The 9253-nt window shown below is 69.2% G+C and carries 9 protein-coding genes; 6 read left to right on the top strand and 3 right to left on the bottom strand.

Annotated features, from left to right (window positions below; genetic code table 11):
* From QSG27_RS25485 to QSG27_RS25470, 4 genes are all read left to right on the top strand, one after another.
* A partial coding sequence (locus tag QSG27_RS25485; RefSeq protein ID WP_306711124.1) for a response regulator occupies window positions 1-424 on the top strand: 424 nt, incomplete at its 5' end.
* A gap of 244 nt (window positions 425-668) precedes the next feature.
* Complete coding sequence (locus tag QSG27_RS25480; protein WP_306711122.1) at window positions 669-2924, top strand: CHASE domain-containing sensor histidine kinase; 2256 nt, start codon at window positions 669-671, stop codon at window positions 2922-2924.
* A gap of 592 nt (window positions 2925-3516) precedes the next feature.
* The gene (locus QSG27_RS25475) at window positions 3517-4968 is read left to right on the top strand and encodes a bifunctional enoyl-CoA hydratase/phosphate acetyltransferase (RefSeq protein WP_407653271.1); all 1452 of its coding nucleotides are present in this window, start codon (window positions 3517-3519) and stop codon (window positions 4966-4968) included.
* A 14-nt stretch (window positions 4969-4982) separates the two neighbouring features.
* Window positions 4983-6191: an acetate/propionate family kinase gene (locus tag QSG27_RS25470; RefSeq protein WP_306711120.1), complete on the top strand. Its 1209-nt coding sequence runs from the start codon at window positions 4983-4985 to the stop codon at window positions 6189-6191.
* Window positions 6192-6280: 89 nt separating this feature from the next.
* Here QSG27_RS25470 and QSG27_RS25465 read toward each other — a convergent pair whose 3' ends face one another.
* Both QSG27_RS25465 and QSG27_RS25460 read right to left on the bottom strand, forming a co-directional pair.
* The gene (locus tag QSG27_RS25465; RefSeq protein ID WP_306711118.1) at window positions 6281-6637 is read right to left on the bottom strand and encodes a hypothetical protein; all 357 of its coding nucleotides are present in this window, start codon (window positions 6635-6637) and stop codon (window positions 6281-6283) included.
* Window positions 6638-6732: 95 nt separating this feature from the next.
* Window positions 6733-7074 (bottom strand): hypothetical protein, encoded by a 342-nt coding sequence (locus QSG27_RS25460; RefSeq protein WP_306711116.1) that lies wholly within the window; start codon window positions 7072-7074, stop codon window positions 6733-6735.
* Between QSG27_RS25460 and QSG27_RS25455 the strand changes: the two genes are divergently transcribed.
* Window positions 7073-7513: a CBS domain-containing protein gene (locus QSG27_RS25455; protein WP_306711114.1), complete on the top strand. Its 441-nt coding sequence runs from the start codon at window positions 7073-7075 to the stop codon at window positions 7511-7513. The genes QSG27_RS25460 and QSG27_RS25455 overlap by 2 nt on opposite strands.
* Window positions 7514-7568: 55 nt before the next feature.
* On the opposite strand, the gene QSG27_RS25450 is transcribed toward QSG27_RS25455, so the two are convergent.
* On the bottom strand, window positions 7569-8846 hold the full coding sequence (locus QSG27_RS25450) for a hypothetical protein (protein ID WP_306711112.1): 1278 nt from the start codon (window positions 8844-8846) through the stop codon (window positions 7569-7571).
* A gap of 161 nt (window positions 8847-9007) precedes the next feature.
* Between QSG27_RS25450 and QSG27_RS25445 the strand changes: the two genes are divergently transcribed.
* The coding region (locus tag QSG27_RS25445) for a DUF3095 family protein (RefSeq protein ID WP_306711110.1) at window positions 9008-9253 on the top strand (246 nt) is incomplete at its 3' end.

The raw sequence follows: 9253 nt of genomic DNA, 5'->3' as shown, positions 1-9253 counted from the left end.
CGGCCCGGCCAGCGCCTCCGCCCCCGGCGAGGACGTCAGCCGCGCCCGCGTGCTGGTCGTCGAGGACGACCCGATGGTGCTGGAGGCGCTGGGCGCGCTGCTCGGCCAATGGGGCTGCGCGGTGATCGCCGCCGACTCGGTGGACGCCGCGCTGGAGCGGCTGGGTCCCGGCCCGCAGGCCCCCGACCTCGTCATTTCCGACCTGCGGCTGAAGGGGGCGGTGAACGGGATCGTCGCCATACGCCAGATCGGCAAGGCGCTGGACACCGCGCTGCCCGGCCTGATCCTGACCGGCGACACCGATCCCATGCGCCTGCGCGAGGCGCGGCTGTCCGGCTATCCGCTGCTGCACAAGCCGGTGGCGCCCATGGCCCTGCGGGGGGCCGTGGCGCGGCTTCTCGGCCGCGAACGGCTGAAGTCCTGAGTGCGCCCCGGGACCCTGCCGGCAACGGAGCGTTGTGTTTCACGCTGTATTGCAGAATTGACATCACAATCGGGGTCCAATCCATATGCAAATGACAATCAATAGTGAGCCGGCGCCGTATGCTCGTCGGAACAGGCTATCCATTTGGGAGGATCGGGGCTTTTCCATTTTCGGCGCGTGGGACCGCTTGCTATAGTCGGGCGATCTGACGTTTTCGGTGAAAACGCCGTTGGGAACGGGTGGGATGGTGCTGCTGGACAGAAGGAGGCGGGGCTCGTTTGCGGTGCCGGTGCTGGTCGCTGCGGGCCTGACGCTGACCTTCGGTGCCTTTTTCCAGATGCGGGCCGCCAACCGCGAGGCGGAACGCACGCGGCTCGAACGGCAGATCGTCCAGTTCCACGATGCCCTGACGGAGCGGATCGGCAGCCACACGCTGCTGCTGCGCACGCTGCGGGCGGCCTTTTCCGATCCCCACCCGGCCCACCCCCACCCGGTTGCCCGCGACGGATTCGCGGGGGCGGTGCGTCCCATGATGCCGCTCTATCCCGGTTTATGGTCGGTCGCCTGGGTGCGGCGGGTTCCGCCGGCGGACGTCCCGGCGCTGGAGGCGGCGATGCGGGCCGCCGGGCGCAGGGACTTCACCGTCCACGACGCGGAGGAGGCGGACGGCAGCTTCGCCGGCCTGTCGCCCGAGACCCCGCAGGGGGACCTGTTCGTCAACACGCTGATGGAGCCGGAGCGCGGCGGCGCCTTCGGGCAGGGCGTCAACATCCTTTCCCTTCCCAACCGGGCGGAGGTGCTGGCGCGGGCCTGCGCGTCCGGCGACGTGGCGGCGACGGAAGCCCTGCCGCCGCGCGTCCGGGGGGAGGCCGGGCGCAGCATCGGCCTGTATCTTCCCGTCTACAACCGTCCCGTGGACGGGCTGGACGGGGCCGACCGCTGCGCGGAGGTCGCCGGCTACATCGCCTCGGTCTTCGGCATCACCCACCTTCTGGAGGAGGCGGGCGAGCGCGTGAACGGGCTGCGCGGGGCGGTCCATCTGCTGGACGGGGCGCCGGGGAACGGCGGGCGGATCCTGGCGTCCCGCGACTTCACCGAGGGGTTCGCCAGCCGGGAGGGCGCCCTCTTCAGCGACGTCCGCAAGGACGGCGAGACGGTGCTGGAGCGCGATCTGGCGGTGGGGGGGCGGCGCTGGACCCTGGTGCTGGCGGCCCCGCCCGAACCGCGGCTGTCGCCGGTGGATTATCCGGCCTGGATCGTCCTGGTGATGGGGCTTCTGCTGACCGGCGCGCTGGCCGGCTACACCCGGCGGGAGGCGCAGGCCAAGCGCCATCTGGTGACCGAGGCCCGCGCCCGCGCCGCCATGGCCCGCGCGCTGCGCGAGAGCGAGGAGCGGTTCCGCATGGCGCTACGCCATTCGCGGGTCGCCGTCTTCAGCCTGGACCGCAACCTGCGCTATATGTGGATGTACAACCCGCAGACCGCGCGGACGGCGGAGTCCTTCATCGGGCGGACCAACGCCGACCTCCACGCGCCGGACGACGCGGCGCGGCTGGACGCGGTGAAGCGGGCCGTGCTGGACAACGGCGTCGGCGCCCGGCAGGAGGTCCGCATCAGGGCGGAGTCCGGCGCGGTGCAGGTCTTCGACCTGATCGTCGAACCGCTGAGGGACGAGGCCGGAGCGGTGTCCGGCGTGATCTGCGCCGCCATCGACATCTCCGAGGGGGTGCGCATCCGCGAGGCCCTGGCCGAAGCCCATGCCGAGGCGGAGCGGGCCAACCGGGCCAAGTCGCGCTTCCTCGCGGCGGCCAGCCACGATCTGCGCCAGCCCTTCCAGGCGATGAGCCTGTTCCACCACATCCTGTCGGCCCGCCTGTCCGATTCCAAGCAGCTCGAAGTGGCCAGCAAGCTGGGGGAGGCGATCGCCGCCGGCAACACGCTGCTGAACACGCTGCTCGACACCTCCGCGCTGGAGGCCGGCAACGTCAAGCCGCGGCCCGCCGTCTTCCCTCTGCAGGACATCACCGACCGGCTGACCCGCGAATTCGCGGAGCAGGCGGCCAGCAAGGGCATGGCCCTGCGGATGGTGCCGACCTCCGCCTGTGTGCTCAGCGATCCGGTGCTGCTGGAGCGCATGGTGCGCAACCTGCTGGTCAACGCGCTGCGCTACGCCGGGAACGGGACCATCCTGCTGGGCTGCCGGCGCCGCGGCGGGCATGTGCTGGTCGAAGTGTGGGACACCGGGCCGGGCATTCCCGCCGACCAGCTCAAGCTGATCTTCGACGACTTCTACCGCTGCGGCACCGACCAGCCGGACGGTGGGCGCGGGTTGGGGCTGGGGCTGTCCATCGTCCGGCGCACCGCGCACATCCTGGGGCATCAGGTCGACGTCCGGTCGCGCGTGGGCAAGGGCACCGTCTTTTCCATCGCCATCCTGATGGTCGGCGACCGCCACAACCCGCTGCCCGAGCAACCCGCCCCTTCGGTGGCGAGCGCCTGATTCCGGAGCCGCCGGGGGGCGGCGCCATGCGTGGCGCGGGCGTGTGCGCTGCGGAATCGGCAGGGATGGCCGGGCGGTTTTCCGCCTTTCCACGAAAATTCCCACGGCACTTTCAACGATGCGTCGGTCCGCGGCCGGCGCACGCAAGGTCTTGCCATGCTGCGCCTGCTCAGTGATACAATCCTGCGCGGGCGGTTTGTGCGGGTGCGAAGTAAACGGATTACCCTCTCCCAACCGCTTGACATAGGTCATGGGGCGAGGACTTGGGCCGTCGTAAGACCATGTCCGAACGGAATTTCCGCCGGCCGGGACAAACGGGCGGCGCGGGGTGCGGCGGGACGGAAGGACCGGGGGGTGCGACATTGTTGCACCGCAACGGAACCGTGAAATGGTCCACCCTGTCACATCTCTTTCACGGTGCCGCGCTATTCAGGGCACCCCGAACCGGCCCCTGGCGGGCGGCCCTTCACGGGCCGGACGACCCGGGGGTCCAACAAAAAGGCCGCGGACGACAGGGCGATCCGCAGGCCGGGAGGATTCGGCCCAGGGATCACGCGATTCCGAGCCGCTATCCGATTGAGGAGCTTCTCCAATGGACCGTGTTACCGCGCCCGCCACCCCCGACTTCGGCAAGAACGGCTCAGCCATGATCGAGAACGTCACCTTCGAGGAAATCCAGATCGGCCAGCAGGCGAGCCTGTCGCGGCGGCTGACCATGTCCGACATCGAGCTGTTCGCCACCGTGTCGGGCGACATCAACCCGGCGCACCTCGACGAGGAGTATGCGGCGGACAGCCAGTTCCACAAGGTGATCGGCCACGGCATGTGGTCGGGCTCGCTGATCTCCGCGGTCCTGGGCACGCTGCTGCCGGGTCCGGGCACGATCTACATCGGCCAGGACCTGCGCTTCAAGCGCCCGGTCGGCCTGGGCGACGTCATCACCGTGACGGTCACCGCCAAGGAGAAGCACGGCGAGAAGAACATCGTCGTCTTCGACTGCGTCGCGCGCAACCAGGACGGCAAGGAGGTCGTCTCCGGCCTCGCCGAGGTGATCGCGCCGACCAAGAAGGTCCGCCGCGCCGCGCACGAGCTGCCGCAGGTCCAGGTCATCCGCCACGACGGCCATGACGAGCTGCTGGGCAAGACCGAATCGCTGCCCCCGGTGCCGACCGCCGTCGTCCATCCCTGCGACGAAAGCTCGCTGAAGGGCGCGGTCGAGGCCGCCGAGGCCAACCTGATCGACCCGGTTCTGATCGGCCCGGCTTCCAAGATCCGGTCGGTCGCCGAGGCCCACGGGCTCGACATCGGGCGTTACCGCATCGTCGACGTGCCGCACTCCCACGCCTCCGCCGAGACCGGCGTCCGGCTCGCCCGCTCCGGCGAGTGCGAGGCGGTGATGAAGGGCAGCCTGCACACCGACGAGCTGATGGCCGAGGTGGTCCGCAAGGAAACCGGCCTGCGCACGGGCCGCCGCCTCAGCCACGTCTTCGTGATGAACGTGCCGACCTACCCGCGCACGCTGCTGATCACCGACGCGGCGATCAACATCTACCCGACGCTGGAAGACAAGGTGGACATCGTCCAGAACGCCATCGACCTCGCCAAGGTCCTGGGCGTCGAGACGCCGCGCGTCGCCATCCTGTCGGCGGTGGAGACGGTCAATCCGAAGATCGCCTCGACGCTGGAGGCCGCGGCGCTCTGCAAGATGGCCGACCGCGGGCAGATCAAGGGCGGCATCCTCGACGGCCCGCTGGCCTTCGACAACGCCATCAGCCTGGAGGCGGCCCGCACCAAGGGCATCACCTCCGAGGTCGCCGGCCAGGCCGACATCCTGCTGGTTCCCGACCTGGAGGCCGGCAACATGCTGGCCAAGCAGCTCTCCTTCCTGGCGAACTCCGACGCCGCCGGCATCGTGCTGGGGGCGCGGGTTCCGATCATCCTGACCAGCCGCGCCGACAACGTGCGCACCCGTCTGGCGTCCTGCGCCGTGGCCGTCCTGGCCGCCGCCGCCCGCCGCCGGGGCGCCGCCGCCGCGGCCGAGTGAGAGGGGCGCCCGTCATGAGCAGCCAGAACGCGGGTGGCGGCGACGCCATCCTGGTCATCAACGCCGGTTCCTCCAGCCTGAAATTCTCGGTCTTCCGGGAGACGGGCGCGGGGGCCGTGCAGGCGGCGATCAACGGCCAGATCTCCGGCATCGGCACCGAGCCGAGGTTCGAGGCCAAGGACGCCGCCAAGCGCCCGCTCGCCGAGCGGGCCTGGACGGCGGGCGAGCCGTCCGACCGCACCGCCCTGCTGGCCTTCCTGCTGGGCTGGATCGAGGAGCGGCTGGAGGGGGCGAAGCTGCTGGCCGCCGGGCACCGCGTCGTGCATGGCGGCACCCGCCACGCCGCCCCGGTGCTGCTGACCCCGGCGGTGATGGAGGAGCTGGAGGGCTTCATCCCCCTGGCGCCGCTGCACCAGCCGCACAATCTGGCGGCCATCCGCGCGCTGGCCGAGGCCCATCCGGAGCTGCCGCAGGTCGCCTGCTTCGACACCGCCTTCCACCGCGGCCAGCCCTGGCAGGCCCAGATGTTCGCCATCCCGCGCGAACTGACGGACGAGGGCGTGCGCCGCTACGGCTTCCACGGCCTGTCCTACGAGTACATCGCCCGCCGCCTGCCGGAGCTGGCTCCGGATCTGGCGGACGGGCGGGTGGTCGTCGCCCATCTGGGCAGCGGCGCCAGCATGTGCGCCATCCATGCCGGGCGCAGCGTGGACAGCACCATGGGCTTCACGGCGCTGGACGGGCTGCCCATGGGCACCCGCTGCGGCAACATCGACCCCGGCGTGCTGATCTACCTGATGCGCCAGAAGGGCATGGGCGCCGACGCCATCGAGAAGCTGCTCTACAACAAGTCGGGCCTTCTCGGCGTGTCGGGGGTGTCCAACGACATGCGCGCCCTGCTGGACAGCGCCGATCCGCACGCCCAGGAGGCGGTGGAGCTGTTCTGCTTCCGCATCGCCAAGGAGACGGGCGCGCTCGCCGCGTCCATGGGCGGCATCGACGCGCTGGTCTTCACCGCCGGCATCGGTGAACGCTCCGCCCCGGTGCGGGCGCGGGTGGGCGACAAGCTGGCCTGGCTGGGCGTGGTCCTGGACCCGGCGGCCAACGAGGCCAACGGCCCGCTGATCTCCGCCCCGGACAGCCGCATCCCCGTCTACGTCATCCCGACCGACGAGGAGCAGATGATCGCCCTGCACACCCGCAAGGCTCTGGAGACCGCCTGACCCGCGGCTCTCCGGTGAACCCATCAAAGAAGAAGGCCCGCCGTTTCCGTACGGCGGGCCTTCGGCTTTCCGGGGGCTCCGGTTGGGTGTTACAACCCTTTCCAGAGCTTCAGATACTCAATCAACTTACGCTCGTGCATCGGCGGCGGCTGGTGGTAGCGGGCGACGAGACCGACCTGCTCGTCCATCTTCACGACGACGCCCCGGCAGGCGAAATCCAAGGTTTCCTCGCCGATCTGGAAGACGATGCGGAAGTCGAACTGCTGCTTCGCAATCAGATCGCCATCATAAGGGCGGATGCGGAAAGAGCCGAGGACGAATTCCTCCGGAAGATACTCGTGCCGGTCGATCCGGATGGTTGGCGGGTTGGAAGGACGTTCCTTGGCGGCGGCTGCGGCGGCTGCGGTGGATTTGCCTCGTCCGCTCAATTTCGACAACCACGACATGGCGGCCCAGGCCCCTTCCAGACAACATCGTGACAGAATTGCAATTGTCCGGAGTTTCGGACCTATTTCCTTTAATAATGGTTAAGGGGCATTCGTCACGCCCGAAAGCGTGATTTTTCATGCCAGAACCGCCGGCCTCGGCCAATGGCGAGCGGTTTTGTCGCATGTCGCACCGTCATGGCAACCATGACGTTGCTTTGCGGTGGCTTTGCTCGTCGTGCGACGCGAAAGTGATTACATTTTTCAACACTTGGAGAATCGAATTCTGGACAGTCTTCGCCCGGTCCGGCATTTCGCAAGCGCGATATTTTCTTCGCAACTGCAAATGAACGGTAAAAAGAGGCGCAGACCGGCGGCGAGACGCGGCACAGCGGCGCGACCGGGAAAACAGCCGTCGCTGTCTTCCAGAGCACACGCATCCGGAGGAGGATAACCATGATGCATCGCAACATCGGAGAACTTCTGAACCGCCGTCGCGTCGTCAGCCTTCCGGCGGGGGCGTCGGTGCGGGACGCCGCAAGACAGATGAAGGCGGCCCATGTGGCGTCGGTCGTGGTCACCGCCTCCGTCGACGAACAGATCGAGGGCATCTTCACCGAACGCGACCTGACCGACCGCGTGGTGGCCGACGGGCTGGACCCGGACCACACCCCCCTGTCGGAGGTGATGACCCCGTGCCCGGTCACCGCGGGGCCCGACATCACGGTGGGCGAGGCGCTGCGCCGGATGACCGACAACGGGCTGCGTCACCTGCCCGTGGTCCGCGACGGCCACCTCGTCGGGGTCATCTCCATGCGCGACTTCATGGGCGAGGAACTGACGCGGATCGAGCACGAACGGGAACTGATGGACAGCCTGACCGAAGTCATCATGTGACGGCGGGGGCCTTCTCCCCTCTCCCGGGACGGGAGAGGGGAGGGTGGGGGCATCGTTACCCGAGCTTCTTCAAGGCGGTTTCGACCTTGTCGACCTTGGCTTCGGCCTTGACCAGGGCGGCGTGCGATTCCTTCAGGCCGTCCAGGAACTGCTTCGCTTCGGCGAGCAGCGGGCCGAAGTCGGGGTCCTTGTCGGTGACCATGGCCGGGAAGGACTTGCGGGTGCCGGTGATCTCGTTGGCGGCGGCCAGGATTTCCTTTTTCGCCTGGGCGGCCTGCTGGCGCACCTGGGTGATGTAGAAGGTGGCCGTCTTGATCGAGGCCGCCCGCTTGTCGTCCTCCGTCGCGTCGTCGGCGACCATCTGTTCCTGCTGCGCGCGGTCGGCCTGCCCGCCGACGTCGCGGGCGACGCTGTCGTAGAGGGAGTCGGCGTCGCGCGCCCGCTTGGCCAGCTTGCGGCAGCTCGCCAGATAGGTGGCGCGGAGGTCCAGGGCGCCCTTCAGCGCCTGCGCCGCCTCCTTGACGATGCCGGCGGCCTCGGCGGCGGCTTCGCCGGCCTCCTCCTTCATCTGGTCGAGCTTCATGACGATGGCGTCGGCCCGGTCGAAGGCGCCCTGGGCCGGGTCGCGCCCGCCGTACTGCTTGGGGTCGAGCTTCATCTTGGCGACGGCGGCTTTGGCCTGGCTGAACAGCTTGGCGGCCTGGGCGGCGGTCGCGGCGATCTTCTTGGCCTGGGCCTCCACCGCCTTGGCGGCGGTCTGGACGGCGGCGGCCTGGGCCTTCGCCTCCTTGGCGTTGCCCGCCCCCTGGGCGTCCAGCACGTTGCGCAGCGCGAGGTCGGCGGCGGCGGCGGCCTGATCGAGCAGCTTCACGTCGGCGTTGGTGGCCTTCAGCAGCCCGTCGATCTGCACCGCGGCCTTGTCGGCGATGGCGCGGGCGGCCTTGCCCTGCTCCTCCGCGGCCTTGGCCTTTTCCTCCTCGGCCTCCTCGCGCATTTCGGCGATGCGCTCGTTGACGGCGACGCCGGCGCGGCGCCCGATGTCGTCCAGCGCCTGCCCCAGCTTCTTCAGCTCCGCCGCGATGGCCGCGGCACCCTCGGCCTTGGCCGACTTCTCCAGCGTCGCCTGATAGGAGGTGGCGCTCTTCACGTAATCGAGCAGCGCCTTCTCCAGCGCCTTGGCATCGCTCTTGGTCAGGGCGGTGTCGAGCGCCTTGGTCACGTCCTCCAGCCCGGACTTGTGGAAGACGCCCATGAATTTGGCGCTCGGCTTCTTCTTGCCGGTGGCGGTTTCGAACGCCGTCTTGGCGGATTTCCAGTCGCTCGCGAATGCCATGCCGTTCCTCCCGGTTGATCCGCGGCACGATGAAACGGGCCGTCCGGGCCGACAACGCCGGATGGGTCCATAGCGGATGGGTTCAGGGGTGATTCACAAGCCCCATGCCGGGGCGTAAACTGGTGCCATCCCCATTCATCCCTCATGGCGTGAGGAAGGCGATGCATCTGCCATCCATCCGCGATTTCACCGCCGAAGCCGCCGATCCCACCCATTACGCCGCGCTCGGCGGGGACTGGTCGCTGGCCGTCGCCGACGTGGTGGCGAGCACCCGGCTGGCCGCGGAGGGGCGCCACCGCGACGTGAATTTCGTCGCCGCCGCGGTGGTCGCGGTCCTGTCGGAGGCGGTGCGGGAGCCGCCGCAGGCCGCCGCCTGCCAGTTCGGCGGCGACGGCGCCATCGCCGCC

The sequence above is a fragment of the Azospirillum isscasi genome (genome assembly GCF_030849505.1).
Taxonomy (GTDB): Bacteria; Pseudomonadota; Alphaproteobacteria; order Azospirillales; family Azospirillaceae; genus Azospirillum; species Azospirillum isscasi.
This window is presented reverse-complemented; position numbering and strand designations above follow the sequence as displayed.